Source organism: Ensifer sp. GW823-FHT05D09 (assembly GCF_058795755.1).
This window is the reverse complement of record NZ_JBXAIA010000003.1, coordinates 217,658-233,573: the sequence shown is the minus strand read 5'-3', so window position 1 is coordinate 233,573 and position 15,916 is coordinate 217,658. Positions and strand designations below refer to the sequence as shown.

Annotated in this window: 16 protein-coding genes; 10 read left to right on the top strand and 6 right to left on the bottom strand. The window is 63.3% G+C overall.

What is annotated here, in order from left to right:
• Positions 1-11 precede the first annotated feature (11 nt).
• From AC1Q80_RS11520 to AC1Q80_RS11490, 7 genes are all read left to right on the top strand, one after another.
• Positions 12-764: a 3-oxoacyl-ACP reductase family protein gene (locus tag AC1Q80_RS11520; RefSeq protein ID WP_173420590.1), complete on the top strand. Its 753-nt coding sequence runs from the start codon at positions 12-14 to the stop codon at positions 762-764.
• 127 nt (positions 765-891) lie between these two features.
• Positions 892-1,491, top strand: coding sequence for an NADPH-dependent F420 reductase (locus AC1Q80_RS11515; RefSeq protein WP_492360509.1), 600 nt, complete (start codon positions 892-894; stop codon positions 1,489-1,491).
• 231 nt (positions 1,492-1,722) lie between these two features.
• A complete protein-coding gene (locus tag AC1Q80_RS11510) occupies positions 1,723-2,109 on the top strand; it encodes a VOC family protein (RefSeq protein WP_492360508.1) in 387 nt (128 codons plus the stop codon).
• Positions 2,110-2,356: 247 nt separating this feature from the next.
• Complete coding sequence (gene panC, locus AC1Q80_RS11505) at positions 2,357-3,232, top strand: pantoate--beta-alanine ligase (RefSeq protein ID WP_492360507.1); 876 nt, start codon at positions 2,357-2,359, stop codon at positions 3,230-3,232.
• Between the two features lie 2 nt (positions 3,233-3,234).
• Positions 3,235-4,056: a 3-methyl-2-oxobutanoate hydroxymethyltransferase gene (panB, locus tag AC1Q80_RS11500; RefSeq protein WP_173420586.1), complete on the top strand. Its 822-nt coding sequence runs from the start codon at positions 3,235-3,237 to the stop codon at positions 4,054-4,056.
• Between the two features lie 437 nt (positions 4,057-4,493).
• Complete coding sequence (locus tag AC1Q80_RS11495) at positions 4,494-5,213, top strand: AzlC family ABC transporter permease (RefSeq protein WP_173420585.1); 720 nt, start codon at positions 4,494-4,496, stop codon at positions 5,211-5,213.
• A 3-nt stretch (positions 5,214-5,216) separates the two neighbouring features.
• Positions 5,217-5,531, top strand: a complete 315-nt coding sequence (locus AC1Q80_RS11490) for an AzlD family protein (protein ID WP_492360506.1) — start codon at positions 5,217-5,219, stop codon at positions 5,529-5,531.
• Positions 5,532-5,615: 84 nt separating this feature from the next.
• Here AC1Q80_RS11490 and AC1Q80_RS11485 read toward each other — a convergent pair whose 3' ends face one another.
• The 4 genes from AC1Q80_RS11485 to AC1Q80_RS11470 form a co-directional block, all read right to left on the bottom strand.
• Complete coding sequence (locus tag AC1Q80_RS11485) at positions 5,616-7,451, bottom strand: aminopeptidase P family protein (protein WP_492360505.1); 1,836 nt, start codon at positions 7,449-7,451, stop codon at positions 5,616-5,618.
• An 842-nt stretch (positions 7,452-8,293) separates the two neighbouring features.
• Positions 8,294-9,169, bottom strand: a complete 876-nt coding sequence (locus AC1Q80_RS11480) for a 50S ribosomal protein L11 methyltransferase (protein WP_173420583.1) — start codon at positions 9,167-9,169, stop codon at positions 8,294-8,296.
• Positions 9,170-9,329: 160 nt separating this feature from the next.
• Positions 9,330-9,929 carry an SCO family protein gene (locus AC1Q80_RS11475; RefSeq protein WP_173420582.1) on the bottom strand — a complete coding sequence of 200 codons (600 nt, stop codon included), beginning with the start codon at positions 9,927-9,929 and terminating at the stop codon, positions 9,330-9,332.
• A gap of 175 nt (positions 9,930-10,104) precedes the next feature.
• Positions 10,105-10,263: a hypothetical protein gene (locus tag AC1Q80_RS11470; RefSeq protein WP_173420581.1), complete on the bottom strand. Its 159-nt coding sequence runs from the start codon at positions 10,261-10,263 to the stop codon at positions 10,105-10,107.
• Between the two features lie 243 nt (positions 10,264-10,506).
• On the opposite strand from AC1Q80_RS11470, the gene AC1Q80_RS11465 reads away from it, so the two are divergent.
• The 3 genes from AC1Q80_RS11465 to AC1Q80_RS11455 all read left to right on the top strand — a co-directional run bounded on the left by AC1Q80_RS11465 (position 10,507) and on the right by AC1Q80_RS11455 (position 13,789).
• Positions 10,507-12,624 (top strand): methyl-accepting chemotaxis protein, encoded by a 2,118-nt coding sequence (locus AC1Q80_RS11465; RefSeq protein WP_492360504.1) that lies wholly within the window; start codon positions 10,507-10,509, stop codon positions 12,622-12,624.
• Positions 12,625-12,626: 2 nt separating this feature from the next.
• Entirely contained in the window at positions 12,627-13,091 is a 465-nt protein-coding gene (locus tag AC1Q80_RS11460) for a chemotaxis protein CheW (RefSeq protein ID WP_018326507.1), read from the top strand.
• A 395-nt stretch (positions 13,092-13,486) separates the two neighbouring features.
• Positions 13,487-13,789: a hypothetical protein gene (locus AC1Q80_RS11455; protein ID WP_492360503.1), complete on the top strand. Its 303-nt coding sequence runs from the start codon at positions 13,487-13,489 to the stop codon at positions 13,787-13,789.
• 118 nt (positions 13,790-13,907) lie between these two features.
• On the opposite strand, the gene AC1Q80_RS11450 is transcribed toward AC1Q80_RS11455, so the two are convergent.
• Both AC1Q80_RS11450 and AC1Q80_RS11445 read right to left on the bottom strand, forming a co-directional pair.
• Entirely contained in the window at positions 13,908-14,402 is a 495-nt protein-coding gene (locus AC1Q80_RS11450; RefSeq protein WP_492360502.1) for a CreA family protein, read from the bottom strand.
• 107 nt (positions 14,403-14,509) lie between these two features.
• Positions 14,510-15,754, bottom strand: a complete 1,245-nt coding sequence (locus AC1Q80_RS11445; RefSeq protein WP_492360501.1) for a GGDEF domain-containing protein — start codon at positions 15,752-15,754, stop codon at positions 14,510-14,512.
• Between the last annotated feature and the right edge of the window lie 162 nt (positions 15,755-15,916).

The following is a 15,916-nucleotide window of genomic DNA, read 5'->3' as shown; positions in this document are numbered from 1 at the left end:
GAGTTGATGTCATGACCGAGAATAGAAAGACGCTGGAAGGCAAGGTGGCGTTGGTGACGGGAGGTTCGCGCTCGATCGGCGCCGCCGTCGCAAAGCGCCTCGCAACCGACGGTGCGGCCGTCGCCATCACCTATCACGGTTCGCCGGAAAAGGCGGCCGCGGTGGTCTCGGAGATCGAGGCTGCGGGCGGCCATGCGCTTGCCATCAGGGCGGATGCCGGCGATGCCGGTGCGGTGCGCGCCGCTGTCAACGAGGTGGCAAAGACGCTCGGAGGCGTCGATATCCTCGTCAACAACGCCGGCATTGCGCTGGGCGGTCCGATCGACGAGATCACCGACGCCGATTACAACCGCATGATCGCCGTCAACGTCACCGGCGTCTTCGTCGCCACGCAGGAGGCCGTGCGCCGGATGAAGCCGGGTGGCCGCGTCATTCATATCGGCTCGTCGATGGTGCGTTACGCCGCCTTTCCAACCGCCTCGCTCTACACGCTGACCAAGGGTGCGGTCGCCGGCTTCAACCGCAGCCTGGTGCGCGATCTCGGCCCTCGCGGCATCACCGTCAACACGGTGCATCCGGGGCCGACCGATACCGACATGAACCCGGACGGCGGACCCGTCTCCAAGATCGTCGGTCCCGGCATGGCGATCGGGCGCTATGGCAAGCCGGAGGAGATCGCCAGCGTCGTCTCTTATCTGGCAAGCCCGGAGGCTGCCTTCGTCACCGGCGCCGACATCGTTGCCGACGGCGGCTTTACCGCCTGACCGGTCCACGTCGATGAGAAACGGGTGTGCCGGTCGGCGCCCCGTCAACACTCCTCAACCCTGATCAGCGTCGCCGCAGCCCCAAGAAATCGGCTGCTACCAGCGGCGCGTACCAAGGAGAATGTCCATGTCCATCGGTATTATCGGATCCGGCAACATCGGGTCGGCCTTCGCCCGGGCGCTCGCCAAAGCGTCGATCCCTGCAACCATCGCCAACAGCCGCGGGCCGGAAAGCCTGAAGGCGCTGACAGATGAACTTTCGCCCTTCATCACCGCCGGCACGCGGGAGGAGGCGGCAAGCGCCGACATCGTGCTCGTTGCCGTCAACTGGTCGAAATTGCCAAAAGCACTTGCCGGCCTGCCAGCCTGGAACGGTCGCATCGCCATCGACGCCAACAACCCGATCGAGGCGCCGCTGTTCAAGCCGGCCGAGCTTGACGGCCGATTGTCGAGCAAGATCTTCGCCGACCTCGTGCCCGGCGCCCGCGTCGTCAAGGCCTTCAACCATCTGCTGGCACAGCTCATCTCGGGTGATCCGGAGGCAGAAGGCGGCAGCCGCGTGCTGTTTTTCTCCGGTGACGACGAGAGCGCAAAGGCCGACGTTGCCCGACTGATCGACCGGCTCGGCTTCTTCGGTATCGATCTCGGGTCGCTTGCGGTCGGGGCCAAGCTCGCGCAGTTTCCGGGCGGGCCGTTGCCGGCGATCAATCTCGTCAAGTTCGGCTAGGGGGCCCCGGAGCCGATCTCTGCCCAATCCCGCGGGTCGCGCCGATTTTTTCGGCGCGACACACTGAACTTTGCCGGCTTTGCCGCCCTTCGGACCAACGGTTTCCGGCAGGGCGCTTATCATTTGCACCGCGAATGTTTCTGACCGATGTTCCGTGGTCTCCAGACCCTGCTGAGGGGTGCTGCGAGACAGGAGGAACCGGGCCGCGGGCCTTTGACATGAGGAAACATCATGCGCTTGAACCAGGTGACGGTGACGATGCCCGATCTCGATGCCGGGTGGGTATTCTACCGGAAACTCGGCCTGGAGCCGATCGTCGATGCAAGGCCGCATTATGTGCGCTTCGTCTGCCCTGACGGAGGCAGTTCATTTTCGCTGCATCAGGGCGAGGCGACGGCGGGTGGGACCACCGTCTATTTCGAGTGCGATGATCTGGATCTGACCGTCAGCCGGCTGATCGAGGCCGGCATCCTGTTTGCCAGCAGCCCTGCTGACAAAAGCTGGCGCTGGCGGGAAGCCGAAGTTTTTGATCCCGCCGGTAACCGTATTGTGCTCTATTTCGCCGGAACCAACAGGCTCGATCCACCTTGGCGGGTGCCAGCGTCTGCGGCTCAGTGAGCCTCAGCGTGCCAAGGGGGCGCAAGTTCATCGGACCGATACCGCACTTTTGCGTCTGGCCGGTGCGACGTCGATGACCGGGTTGTTCCCATTCGCAGCGGCACCATTTCCGTTTGTCTTTTTGCGCTGCACAAGATAGAGGTTTGCAGCCAAATTTTGTGCAATTGCCTTTTCGCGGAGCGGGCCAAGCGCCATATGCCGCGGGGCGGGGCGCGATCGGCGCCTTCGCGGATTGGAGGGTCCGGATTTGAAGACCATCACCACCATTGCCGAGCTGCGCGCAGCCCTTTCCGAGCACCGCCGTGCAGGCCGAACGGTCGGGCTCGTGCCGACCATGGGCTATCTTCATGTCGGCCATATGGAACTTGTGCGACGCGCGCGTGAAGACAACGATGTCGTGGTTGCCAGTATCTTCGTCAATCCGCTGCAGTTCGGCCCCAACGAAGATCTCAGCAAGTATCCGCGCGATCTCGCACGCGACCAGGCGATGCTGGAGCAGGGTGGCGTCGACTTCCTGTTTTCGCCTGACGTGTCCGACATGTATCCGCGCCCGATGGAAACGGTCGTCGACGTGCCGAAGCTCGGTTCCGAGCTCGAAGGCTCGGTGCGTCCTGGCCACTTTGCCGGCGTTTCGACCGTCGTCACCAAGCTGTTCAACATCGTTCAGCCGGACCGAGCCTATTTCGGCGAGAAGGATTTCCAGCAGCTGCAGATCATTCGCCGCATGGTCGAAGATCTCGCTCAGCCGGTTTCCGTCGTCGGCGTTCCGACGGTGCGCGAGGCTGACGGGCTCGCCTGTTCGTCGCGCAATGTCTATCTGACGGCAGAAGAACGCCGGGCGGCGGCCATCGTGCCGAAGGCGCTTGCCGAGGCCGAACGGCTGGTGGCGTCCGGCATCACCGACGCTGCCGAGGTGGAAAAGGCGGTTATCGCATTTCTCTCGACCGAGCCGCTCGCACGGCCCGAAGTCGTGGCGCTGCGCGACCCCGACACGCTCGAAACCATTCACGAGGTCGGCAACAAGCCGGTCCTCCTGTTGCTCTTCGTCCGCTTCGGCACGACGAAGCTGCTCGATAACCGCGTGATTGCGTCCAAATCCGCACGTTTTGCAAAGGTTGCCTGAGAATGAGCGTACAGTCCTCGAAACGCCGCCTGAGCCCCGCCAGCATCGAAGCGCTGAAGGGCGAACGCCCGATCGTCAGCCTGACGGCCTATACGACGCCGATCGCCCGGCTGCTCGATCCGCATGTCGATTTCCTGCTGGTCGGCGATTCGCTCGGCATGGTGCTCTACGGTCTCGATACCACCGTCGGCGTCACGCTCGACATGATGATCGCCCATGGCCAGGCGGTCATGCGCGGTTCGGAGCGCTCCTGCATCGTCATCGATCTGCCGTTCGGCTCCTATCAGGAATCCAAGGAACAGGCCTTCCGCAGTGCCGCCCGCATCCTGAAGGAAACCGGCTGTAGCGCGGTGAAGCTCGAAGGTGGCGCCGAAATGGCCGAGACCGTCGATTTCCTCGTCAGCCGCGGCATTCCGGTCCTCGGTCATGTCGGCCTGATGCCGCAGCTCGTCAACACCACCGGCGGCTATCGCTCGGTCGGCCGCAACGAGAAGGAAGTGGCGAAGATCCGCCGCGACGCCAAGGCGATCGATGATGCCGGTGCGTTTGCGATCGTCGTTGAAGGCACGGTCGAGCCGGTTGCGCGCGAAATCACCGGCGAGTTGCGTTCGCCGACGATCGGCATCGGCGCGTCGCCGGCCTGCGATGGCCAGATCCTCGTCTCCGACGACATGCTCGGCCTGTTCAACGACTTCAAGCCGCGCTTCGTCAAGCATTTCGCCGAGCTGGCTCCGGCGATTTCCAAGGCGGCCGAGGAATATGCGGCGGAGGTGAAGGCGCGCAGCTTCCCGGGCATCGAACATACGTTCCAGGTCAAGCGCTAAGGCGCTCCGCCTTCACGCGACTTTGCCCGTGCCGAATGAAAGCACGGCGCTTGTGACAAGGGGGCAGGTCGATGCGGCCTGCGCCCCATCCCACCGGGGTGATCCCGGATGGGCCTCAGGCTGACCTCATGTTGACCTGACGGTTGTCGGGACATGGGATGTCGGCGGCAACGAAACGCCAGCGTTTGCCGACCTCATGCGCATTTCGTTCAAGCCTGCAGCCGCCAGGCATCATAAAATTCAATCATTGTATAAGCGCAATTGAATTGTTGGGCAGGGGCGAAGCGCCTATCTGTCCGGCACAGGACGATAGCCGTGAGCACCAAGGCGCGCGACGGCCGTTACACCAAGTTTGAAATGCTGCATGTGGCCTGGATCGATCTCGATCTAAGGCAGCATGCCGCGGGCGCCGAGACAAGGCGCCGCGGGAGGAACCCATGAGAAAAGACGAATTCTGGGAGGGCGTGCGCGGCGGCTTTCCGATCATGCTGGCGGCTTCGCCGTTCGGCGCGCTGTTCGGCGCGCTTGCGGTCGACAACGGCTTTACCATCGCCGATACCGTGTTCATGAGCGCGACGGTTTATGCCGGCGCGAGCCAGATGGTCGGCATCGAGCTGTTCGGCAACCACGTCCAGCCCTGGCTGGTGGTGCTCTCGGTGTTCGCGGTCAACTTCCGCCACGTGCTCTATTCCGCCTCGATCGCCAAATACATCCGGCATTTCACGCCGATCCAGAAATTCTTCGCCTTCTTCCTGCTGGTCGATCCCCAATATGCCGAGACCGAGAAACGCGGCGAGCGCGGCCTGCCGGTGACCTTCCCCTGGTATCTCGGCTTCGGGCTGGTGATCTATTTCCCCTGGATCTTCAACACGCTGCTGGGCGCGATCTTCGGCCAGATGATCGGCGACCCCAAGGCGATTGGCCTCGACGTGCTGTTGCCGATCTATTTCCTTGGCCTCGTCATGGGCTTTCGCAAGCGCGACCGCTTCCTGCCGATCGTTGCCGTTTCGGCCGTCGCATCCGTTGCCGGCATGCATTTCGTCGGCTCGCCCTGGCATGTCAGCATCGGGGCGCTGGCGGGTGTGCTGCTCGCTGCCTGCCTGCCGCCGGTCGAGACTGTGGCTGCACCGCCCGTCGCCATCGAGAAGGAGGCCTGAGCCATGGATCCGCAGCACCTCAACCTTGTCTATCTCATCATCGCGGCGGCCGTTGCCACCTTCGTCACCCGCATCGGCGGCTATGTGCTCATCACCCAGATGAAGCAGATCCCGCCGCGGCTGGAGGCGGCGCTGAATGCCGTGCCGGCCGCAGTGTTGACGACGCTGGTCGCGCCCGCCTTCGTCTATGGCGGCTTCGACGTGGCGGTCTCGATGTTCGTCGCCTTCGCCATTGCGCTCGGGCTCAACCTGTCCACCCTGCGCATGCTGGTCATCGGCTGGGTGGTGGTGATGCTGCTGCGCCACCTGGTGCTGTAGGCGAGCAGTCCCGCATCCAAACCGAAAACGCCGCGGTTCTGATGAACCGCGGCGTTTTCGTTTTGTCTCTGATCGTATTCCGGCTTAGCGGCTCAGCGCCTCGGTTGCTGCCTTCAACCAGTTGCGGGTCTCGTCGCTGACCAACAATGGCATCAGCTTTTCGCGCGTCTCGGCATGGTAGGCGTTGAACCAGGCGAGTTCCTCGTCGGTCAAAAGCGCCGGCAGCACCAGGCGGCGGTCGATCGGGCAATAGGTGATCGTATCGAAGCCGAGCATGGGCAAGTCGCCGCCGGCGATCTCTTCGGCCGGCTGGACCACGATCAGGTTTTCGATGCGGATACCGAAGGCGCCGGGGCGGTAGTAGCCCGGCTCGTTCGAAAGGATCATGCCGGCCAGCAGCTCCTGGGTGGAAAGCCGGGCGATGCGCTGTGGGCCCTCATGCACCGAGAGATAGGAGCCGACGCCGTGGCCGGTGCCGTGGGCGTAATCAGCACCCGCCTTCCAGAGCGCGATGCGGGCCAAGGGGTCGAGGTCGACGCCGCGCGTGCCCTTGGGGAAACGCGCCGTGCTGATGGCGATCATGCCCTTGAGCACCAGGGTGAAGAAGCGCTTCTGCTCTTCCGGCACCGCGCCGATCGCGACCGTGCGGGTGATGTCGGTGGTGCCGTTGATGTATTGCGCGCCGGAATCGATCAGGAACATGGTTCCGGCCTCGATGGCGCGGTCGGTGTCGGTCGTCACGCGATAGTGCATGATCGCCGCATGCGAACCGGCGCCGGAGATGGTGTCGAAGGAAATGTCTTTCAGCGGGTTCTGCATGCGCTCGCCGACAGTGGCGCGGGCGGCTTCCAGCTGGTTGGCGGCGCCGATTTCGGTGACCGTGCCGGGTTCGGCCCTGTCGAGCCAGGCGAGGAACTCGACCATGGCAGCGCCGTCCTGCAGATGCGCGCGGGTGGAACCCTCGATCTCGGCCTTGTTCTTCTGGGCGCGGGGCAGGCGGGCGGGATCGACGGCTTCGACTACCTTGCCGCCGTTGCCGCGGATCAACTCGGAAATGGCAAACGAAGCGAGGTCCGGGTCGAGCATCACGGCGGCGCCGGCAGCACCGAGCGCCTTCAGGCGGTCGTCGAAGGTCGAGGGTGCTGCGATCTCGGCGATCTGGGTGAGATAGGCTTCCTGCTCGATGCCGGTCTTGCGCTTATCGAGGAAGATCTCGGCGCGGCCATCGGCATGGACGATGGCGCGGGCGAGCGGATGCGGCGTGTGCGGTACATCGGTGCCGCGGATGTTGAAGGTCCAGGCGACGGACGAGGGGTCGGTCAGCACCACGGCACCGGCGCCGGCCTTGCCGAGGCCGGCAGCGATGGTCGCGATCTTGTCCTTGGCCAGTTCACCGGCCTGTTCGATCGGCTGAATGGAGACGCGGCCAAGGGGCGCGGCCGGGCGTCCGGTCCAGATGCGGTCGAGCGGGTTGTGATCGAGGAAGACCAGCGAGCCGCCGAGCGTGGCAAGGGCCTTTTCCAAGCGGCGCACTTCAGCACCGGTGTGCAGCCACGGGTCGATGCCGAGCCTGAAGCCCTTGGTGCCGTTGTTTTCCAGCCACAGATGCGGCGGCTCGCCGATCAGGTCGCCGCCGGTAAAGACCTGCCCGTCGACCTGCTCTTTCAATTGGGTGACGTAACGTCCATCGACGAACACGACGGCCTGACTCTGCGTGATCAATGCGATACCGGCCGACCCGGTAAAGCCGGTCAGCCAGGAAAGCCGCTCGGACGAGGCCGGCACATACTCGCCCTGGAACTCGTCGGCACGCGGCACGAGAAAGCCGTCGATGCCGAGGCTCGCGAAGGACGCGCGCAACGCTTCTGTGCGCTCCTTGCCGAACTGCGGCGTGGAGGTGACTTCAAAGGACTGAAACATGAGGGATTTCCGGTAAATTGGGCGGAGAACCGCGGGAAAGATGCGCGATCTTAGCGGAAACGACCCTTATGAGGAAAGAGGCGACTTCCTGCCGGGCAAGTGTGCCGCGTGGCGTGCACAGAATTAAAGGGCAATTGCTCATTTACCATACATATGCGCTTTGTGCATGGCTCCTATGCCAAGAAGCCGCTTTCTCTATCGGAATAATAGTTTATAAGCCGCCTCAACGAACACGGACGAACATCCGGTGGTTCAAAAGCCTGCAGTTCCGAGAATAGTTGATCATTCTGTTCTCCTCCTCCCTCAAGGGTGGTCAATTTCGGAACGGTAGACGCCCGCTCGAGCGCTCCTCCTCCTCAGGCTCGCGGGCATGGTCGGTCTCAAGCCGACCAGCAGGCGATGCCCCTGGCATCGCCTTTGTTTCGAAGGGCCGCCCGTCATGATGGACGTGGCGGCCTTTTCGTTTTTCCGGGTTTTGAAAGTGTGTGCGCGCGAAGCGCATCAGGCGCGACGGTTGCGTTGATATCGCTTTTTCCTTCGGGCATCCGTGCGATGCCGGCTCTCATTGTGGTTTGCGAATGCCCCTCACCCTAGCCCTCTCCCCGCAGGCGGGGCGAGGGGACGTGCGCGATGGCTGGCGCAGCGGAAGGCGGTGGGCTGAGATGCTTGTTTATCGGACGACAGGACGTCTCTGCGCATAGCCCTGGCTCGAAGACCGCCAGTGCGCGGGAAGGTAATGACGTGGCGGTACGGTGCCACAGATGCCTTCTCCCCGCGTGCGGGGAGAAGGTGCCGGTAGGCGGATGAGGGGCCGCTGCGCACGCGCTGGCAAAAAGCCGAAATTACTTCTCCAGGTGGATCGTGACCCAGCCGTTGCGCCAGATGGTGCGCACGTGGCGCAGGTGCTGGCCGTTGTAGTGGGCAAGCACTTTCCAGCGCTGTTCAGCGAGAATACCCGAGAGGATCACCGAGCCGCCGGGCGCGAGGTTGGCGGTCAGCTGCGGCGCCATCTTCATCAGCGGGCGGGCGAGGATGTTGGCGATGATCAGGTCGAACGGGCCGTTGCCGCTGAAGGCGGTCGAGTGAAAGCCGGGGGCGGTCGCAAAGGTCATGCCGGTGACGACACCGTTGCGCCGTGCGTTTTCCTCGGCGACGCGGGTTGCGATCGGGTCGATGTCGGTGGCAAGCACCGGCACGTGCAGGAGCTTCCAGGCGGCGATCGCGAGCACGCCGCTGCCGGTGCCAAGGTCGAGCACATTGCGCACCGTGCGGGTGCGCGCGACCGTCGCCAGCACTTCGAGGCAGCCCGCGGTGGTACCGTGGTGGCCGGTGCCGAAGGCCTGGCCTGCCTCGATCTCGATGGCGATTTCGCCGGTGCGGACCTTGTCGCGATCATGGGAGCCGTGCACGACGAAGCGGCCGGCACGCACCGGTGCCAACCCCTCGAGCGACTTGGCGATCCAGTCGATATCCGGCAGCACTTCGCGCGTGATCGCGAGATGGGCAAAGCCATCGGCCAGCGCCTCGGTCAGGCGCTCGTTCACGCCTTCCTCATCAACCCTCATCATGTAGATCGAGGCTTCCCACACATCACGCTTTTCGTCGACTTCCGTCGTGCCGATGGCAAAATCCTCTTCGCCGAAAACCTCGCTCAAGCGGTCGAGCACGGCTTCCGCCTGCTTCTCGGTGGTGGTGACGAAAAGTCTGATCTCGCTCAAGGCTCTGTCCTTCGGCTGACACTGCATAATCTTCGCGCGCCCGTTCTGGCGCGCGGCGCTGCAAGCCCCCGCCGCTAGCATGAATGCCGGGCAAACGCAAAGCGCCGGGCGATGCCGGCGCTTGCAAAAGAAAAGCATTCGATTGAGGCTGGAGCCGTCCTCAGCCCTTGGCGAGGTTCTCGAGCTTCTTGATCGCCGTCTCGGGGTTCTCCTCATAGGCGATGGTGCCGGAGAATTTGCCGTCGGCGTCAAGCAGGAACACGGACGCCGTATGGTCCATGGTGTAGTCTCCGTTAGGCTGCTTCTCGTCGAGCGGCACCTTCTTGGCGTAGACGCGGTAGCCCTTGACCATGTCCAGGACCTTTTCGGCCGGGCCGGAAATGCCGGTGATGCGCTTGGAGACGTTGGACACGTACTGGCCGAGAATGTCAGGCGTGTCGCGCTCGGGGTCGACGGTGATGAAATAGGCCTGCAGCTTGTTGCCTTCCGGATCGACCTTTTCCAGCCAGCCGTTCAGCTCGAACAACGTGGTCGGGCAAACCTCCGGGCAATGGGTGAAGCCGAAGAACAGCGCTGTCGGTTTGCCGGTGAAGGCCTTTTCGGTGATCTCCTTGCCGTCCTGCGCCACCAGTGTGAAGGGCACGCCGAAGGGGCCGGAGGCGGCCTGCTGCTTCGACTGGGTCATCTCGTAGGTCAGCCAGCCGAGAACGCCGGCCATGACGACGACAGCGGCCCAAAGGGCGATGCGAATGGTTTTCATGCGTGCTACCGATTTGTTGGGGCCTGAGCCGGCCCTATCAGGTTGATCGGCTTTTGATACCGTCTCCATCGCGGCCGCGCAAATGGGAGAATTGCCGCAGGCAAGTTGACGCATTTCCAGACGAAAACCGCTTCGGACTTTTCCTGGAAATGCTCAGGCGGTCGGCTTCATCAGGTCACAGGCACCAGGCAAGGCCGGATTGGGCAAGCGCCAGGAACATGTCGGCGCCGTTCGCCATCCAGCCGCGGAATGCAAGAACCGACACGACGGCGAGCGTCATCGCGACAGCTGCAAGCAGCGGGAGCCGGATCGATCTCTGCGGTTTCGTGTTCATGGCCCCATCATAGCATCTGAAACTGCGCGGGGAAGGGGTGGTGAACCGCGCTTGTCCCCAGACTTGCGTGCCCGTCTTAGCGAATGCTTAAGGTCTGTTTGCCAGTGTTTCGACAACGCGGGTGAAGTGCTTCACCTCTACATGACATGACGTCATCCGGTTTGATCGAGCCCGGCTTTCCGCATCGATTTTAACGGAGGACTTCGCCTGGCTTTGGGCAGGTCCGTGACCATGGACTGCTCTATGACCGCAACGTCTGCTCCTTTCAAGAAGAACCTCTCCGTCAGCCAGCGGCTCGCAACGCTTGCCGGTGCCGCCTTCGTCGGCTTCGGCTCGGTGCTTGGCGTCGGCTGGTACGAAGACATGCGCTCGAACGAGGCGCTGAACGGCGCGATCACCGCGCAACGTGGCCTGACCACTGTCGATGAGATGCGGCTCGCCACCACCAACCTCGTCCTCAACGCCATGGATACGATCGTCGACCGCGACGAAGGCGTCGTGCATCCGGAACGTGCCGCCGGCATTGCGACCACGCTCGGTCTGTTGGAGGCGAGCAAGGCCGATATCAAGACGCTGGCGACTTTGCTTGGCCGTGCCGACGCGCTCTCCACCTTCGACGCGGATCTGGCAGAACTTCGACAGGCGATCGGTGTCGACCTGAAGGCGCTGGTCGAAGGCAAGGCCTCGACGGAAGAATTCGGCAAGATCGACGACGCGATCGACGGGGCCGGCGAACGGCTGGGCGCTGCACTGGCACAGCTCTCTCAGGCTGCAACCCATCTGGTCCAGACGCGGGTCGACGAAGCGCGCGCCGTTTCGGCCGATGCGCTTCTGCTCCAGACAGCCGCCGGCCTGCTCGCCATGGCGACCTTGCTTGGCCTGCTCTGGTTCCACGGCTCGACGCTTCGCCGCGGTATCCTCGGGCTTCGCGACAGCATGCAGCGCATCCAGAAGGGCGAGCTCGGCTCCAAGGTCGAAGCGCTCGATCGCGGTGACGAGATCGGGGTCATGGCCCGCTCGGTCGATCTTTTCCGCGTGTCGGCCATCGAAAAACAATCGCTCGAGCAGAATGCGGCGGCCAGCCGCCGCGAGATCGAGAAGGAGCGCGAGCAGCAGCAGGGCGAGCGCGACGAAGCGGTGCGCCGCATCCAGGCGGCCGTAGACAGCCTCGGCCTGGCGCTGACGCAGCTTGCGGATGGCGATCTGGCCGTGACGATCGACCGGCCCTTCGACGGCAATCTCGACACGCTGCGCCGCAACTTCAACCAGACGGTCGAGCGCCTGCGCGACGTGCTCTTCAACGTCAAGGAAAACGCCCTTTCGATCGAATCGAACGGTCGCCAGATGCGCAGCGCCGCCGATGACCTGGCGCGCCGCACCGAAAAGCAGGCAGCCTCGCTGGAGCAGACCTCCGCAGCCCTCGACGAGATCACGGTGACCGTGCGCACGGCGACACAGCGCGCCGAAGAGGCGAGCCGCATGGTCGACGACACCCGCACCAATGCGCAGGAATCCGGCCGGATCGTCGGCGAGGCGATCGACGCCATGGCCCGCATCGAGGATGCGTCGAAAGAGATCGGCAAGATCATCAATGTCATCGACGAGATCGCCTTCCAGACCAATCTGCTGGCGCTGAACGCCGGCGTCGAGGCGGCGCGGGCAGGGGAAGCCGGCAAGGGCTTTGCCGTGGTGGCACAGGAAGTGCGCGAACTGGCGCAGCGCGCCGCCGGTGCCGCGAAGGATATCAAGACACTCGTCAGCCGCTCCGGCAACGAGGTCGGCACCGGTGTCCGGCTGGTGCAGGCGACGGGTGAAGCGCTCGGCCGCATCGGCGTCGATGTCGCCCGCATCAACGAACACATGAGCTCCATCGTCATGGCGGCGCGCGAGCAGTCGACCGGGCTCAACGAAATCAGCACGGCCGTCGGCCAGCTCGACCAGATGACCCAGCAGAACGCCGCGATGGTCGAGCAGACGAACGCCTCCAGCCACACGCTGGCGCAGGACGCGGAAAAGCTGACGCAGCTCGTCGGCCAGTTCCACGAAGGCCGCGCCGCTCACGCTTCGATGCGCTCCAGCGCGCCTTCGCAGGCGACCTCCGGCGTGAAGTCCGCAACGCCGCCTCCCGTTCAGACGAAGACGACAGCGTCGCCGGCATCGACGCCGGTATCTGCAAGGCTGGTGCCCAGGGGCACCGACAGGGCCGTGCCCCTGCGCAACCTTGCCTCGGCAAAATCGACCTCGCGTCCAGCTCCATCCCCCGCCAAGGCCCTCATGGGCAAGCTTGCGGGCGCATTCGGCAACCAACCGGGCTCTGTGCCATCGACTTCGGCCTCCGGTGAGAATTGGGAAGAATTCTGATCATGTCCAACGCTATCAAGCAGTCCGGCGCCTACCTCGAAATCGTTTCGTTCCATCTGGGCGACCAGGAGTTCTGCATCGACATCATGGCGATCCGCGAAATCCGCGGCTGGGCGCCGGTGACGCCGATGCCGCACACGCCGCCCTACGTGCTCGGTCTCATCAACCTGCGCGGCGCAGTGATCCCGGTCATCGACATGGCCTGCCGTCTCGGCATGAAGATGACCGAACCGTCTGAACGTTCGGCGATCATCGTCACCGATATCGCCGGCAAGCTGGTCGGCCTGCTGGTCGAGCAGGTGTCCGACATGATGACCATCAAGAGCGAAGATCTGCAGCCGGCACCGGAAATCATTCCGGAAGCGCAGCGCGCCTTCTGCCGCGGCATCGTGGCGCTCGAAAAGACCATGGTCTGCTTCCTCAATCTCGACACCGTGATTGCTGACGAGCTGGCCCAGGCGGCCTGATCGCAGTCAGTCGCATCTTTCTGCGCCACGGCCCGGAGCATTGTTCCGGGCCGTTTTCGTTTATTTTTTCCGCGGAACCTTGGGCGACGGCGAGCGGTTTCCCTCGAAATAGCCGATCATTCCGGCGACATCGCTCGCGGCACTGCGCTTGCGCGCGCCGTTTCGGCTGCGAAAAATTCCACTCTTTCAGATGCTTGCTGACCCGACCCCGCGCCGGACGCGTTTGGCGTGCAAACCGGTCAAGTTACAGTCGCGTAATGTCCATCACGGTTGCACGATATTATGTGAGCGAAACGTCAACTACATCAGAGGAACAAGTGGGTGTATGGTACGTTCTTGCTCGTACCCGAACGGAGGCCGGGTGGTGCAAGGACAAACGACATAGGAGTTATGTCATGAAAACGTCTCTGAGAAACTCACTTGCTGTATTGGTTCTAACGACGGCGGTCGCCGGTATTGCAGCTCCGGCATTTGCCGACAGCTACTACCAGGGTATCGACGCCCATGCCATGAAGCCGCGCACGACAACGGCGCAGCCGAGGATGATGTATGACAACGGATCCGTTGATCGCATGTCGACCGGCAGCATTTACAGAACCGCTCCGCCGCGTGTCATCTACCAGCAGCCCAGTTTTGAAAGATATCAAGGTGGCGACGGCGAATACTACCAGGGTATCGTCCCTCCTAACTCGTACTGAACATTGAAGACTTTCGGCCAGTTGTGGGGACTGGCCAGTGACAAAGCCCCCCGGAACGTGGTTCGGGGGGCTGTTTTTCAACCAATATCGTCTGAAGGGTTGGCAGCGGGACGCGCGATCAAGGCGCAGGCTTGCCTTCCTGCCAGTTGACGGTCTGTCCGTAGAGCGGGATCGTCGTGATCGACATCTTGGCCGAGCCGTCGGTCAGTTCGCGCGAGTGGGCAAGGTAGATCAGCGTGTCGTTCTTGCGGTCGTAAATCCGGGTGACGAGCAGGTCTTTCCAGATCAGCGACAGGCCGGAGCGGAAGACTTCCTCGCCTTCCTTTGACAGCTCGATGTCGCCGATCTCGATCGGGCCAGTCTGGCGGCAGGCGATCGAGTTGTTGGAAGGGTCCTCAAACCAGTTGCCGTTCTTCAGCCGGTCGATGATGCCGCGATCGAAATAGGTGACGTGGCAGGTGACGCCCTTGACCTTGGGGTCGCTGACCGCGTCGACGATGATGTCGTTGCCGAGCCAGTCGACCCCGACTTCGCCGACGGTTTCGGCGTGGGCGAGGGTCGTCACGAGGGCGGCAAGGCCGGCAAGCATCGAGATGCGGAACGAACGGGACATGGATTTCCTCCGGTGGATTGCACCGTTCACATAGGTTCTGCCGCGGTCAATGCAAGATGAAACTGCAAGGCGGCCTGGCGGTTCAGGCTTTGACAGGACAGGCTGGTTCAGCCGGTATCGCGCAGCAACTGCGGCGTGAGCGAATAGGCTTCGGCAGCACGAAGCTGGGCTGCGGCAGCGGCCAGCACGCGGGCGCTCGCATCCGGCTGCAGCCGGCCTGCGATGGTGCAGCGGTCGCGACCGTCTGCCTTCGAAGCGTAGAGCGCCATGTCGGCCCGAACCATCACGTCGGTCATGGTATCGCCGGTGCTCGCACTGGCAATCCCGATGCTGACCGTCAATCGGATCGGTTGGCCAAAGCGGCCAACCGGCGTGTCGCGGACCGTGCGCCCGATCTCCTCGGCCAGGAGAAACGCTTCCCCTTCGGTATGATCGGACAGGACGATGCCGAACTCCTCGCCGCCGATGCGCCCGAAAGTGCCGCGCCCGGCAAGGCAAGCGGTGACGATACCGGCGAAGTGACCAAGTGCCGCATCGCCGGCAGCATGGCCGTAACGGTCGTTGATCTGCTTGAAATAATCGAGGTCCAGCAACAGGAATGCGGCCGGGCGCGTTCGGGCGAGGCACGATGCGAGCAGGCGCTCGCCGAGGTCGGTAAAGGCGCGTCGCGACAGCGCTCCCGTCAGCTCGTCGCGGGCGATCGTGGACTTGAGTTCGGCGATGACGCGATCATGCGCCATGAGGACGACGCCGAGATAAAGGATCGGCATGTAGAGCAGCCACATGGACGCCAGCGCGAAATTCCAGGCGACCTCGGCGACCGGGCCTGTCTGGTCGACGGTGGCAGCTGGCAAATGTGCAGCGGTATGCAGAAGCGTTACACCGGCAACCGCACTGCCGATGATGATCGCTCGGCGTGCCGTCGGGTCGCTGGCGGTGCGCAATCTCAGGACGGAAATGGAGGCGATCACGAACACGGCAGCCGCTATGCCGAGCGCGATCAGCGCCCGAGCCGCGAAACTGTGCGAGCCTGATGCGGCCAGAACCGAAACGGTGGCAGCCAAGGTCGTACCGAGCGACAGGATTGCCGGCCACCAGCTGGGCAGCGCGAAGAACGCCCGGAAGCCGGCGAGCACGAAAAGACAGGCGATGGCAAGGAATGCATAGCCGACCAACGCCAGCGGCTGGAGCGACGGAAGCCCGGATACCATCACCAACGCCATGGCCACAGCCGTGGTTACACAGCCTGAAGCGAACTCCGCAGCCCCTGGCGTCGCGCCTTTCCGCAGCGACAGCAGAACCGGCAGCATCACCAAAAGGGAGATGATCGATAAGGCAGGAAGAAAGCTCATTTCGAAACGGCCTGTCGTGCTAAAATCGAGGAAGGCGGCTTGCGGCAAAGTCAGATATGCAGGGTCAATTGGTAGCTTTGGCGCCTTAATGAAATCCGGCGAAAATCGCTGCAATTTTAGCGATTGCCGTGATTGGAACGGTTGTCCACCGACGCCGCGTGA

What these genes read in the sequence shown, in the direction of transcription:
- AC1Q80_RS11520 (WP_173420590.1), top strand. Translation starts at nt 12, where the DNA reads ATGACCGAGAATAGAAAGACGCTGGAAGGCAAGGTGGCGTTGGTGACG.
- AC1Q80_RS11515 (WP_492360509.1), top strand. Translation starts at nt 892, where the DNA reads ATGTCCATCGGTATTATCGGATCCGGCAACATCGGGTCGGCCTTCGCC.
- AC1Q80_RS11510 (WP_492360508.1), top strand. Translation starts at nt 1,723, where the DNA reads ATGCGCTTGAACCAGGTGACGGTGACGATGCCCGATCTCGATGCCGGG.
- panB (WP_173420586.1), top strand. Translation starts at nt 3,235, where the DNA reads ATGAGCGTACAGTCCTCGAAACGCCGCCTGAGCCCCGCCAGCATCGAA.
- AC1Q80_RS11495 (WP_173420585.1), top strand. Translation starts at nt 4,494, where the DNA reads ATGAGAAAAGACGAATTCTGGGAGGGCGTGCGCGGCGGCTTTCCGATC.
- AC1Q80_RS11490 (WP_492360506.1), top strand. Translation starts at nt 5,217, where the DNA reads ATGGATCCGCAGCACCTCAACCTTGTCTATCTCATCATCGCGGCGGCC.
- AC1Q80_RS11485 (WP_492360505.1), bottom strand. Translation starts at nt 7,451, where the DNA reads ATGTTTCAGTCCTTTGAAGTCACCTCCACGCCGCAGTTCGGCAAGGAG.
- AC1Q80_RS11475 (WP_173420582.1), bottom strand. Translation starts at nt 9,929, where the DNA reads ATGAAAACCATTCGCATCGCCCTTTGGGCCGCTGTCGTCGTCATGGCC.
- AC1Q80_RS11470 (WP_173420581.1), bottom strand. Translation starts at nt 10,263, where the DNA reads ATGAACACGAAACCGCAGAGATCGATCCGGCTCCCGCTGCTTGCAGCT.
- AC1Q80_RS11465 (WP_492360504.1), top strand. Translation starts at nt 10,507, where the DNA reads ATGACCGCAACGTCTGCTCCTTTCAAGAAGAACCTCTCCGTCAGCCAG.
- AC1Q80_RS11460 (WP_018326507.1), top strand. Translation starts at nt 12,627, where the DNA reads ATGTCCAACGCTATCAAGCAGTCCGGCGCCTACCTCGAAATCGTTTCG.
- AC1Q80_RS11455 (WP_492360503.1), top strand. Translation starts at nt 13,487, where the DNA reads ATGAAAACGTCTCTGAGAAACTCACTTGCTGTATTGGTTCTAACGACG.
- AC1Q80_RS11450 (WP_492360502.1), bottom strand. Translation starts at nt 14,402, where the DNA reads ATGTCCCGTTCGTTCCGCATCTCGATGCTTGCCGGCCTTGCCGCCCTC.
- AC1Q80_RS11445 (WP_492360501.1), bottom strand. Translation starts at nt 15,754, where the DNA reads ATGAGCTTTCTTCCTGCCTTATCGATCATCTCCCTTTTGGTGATGCTG.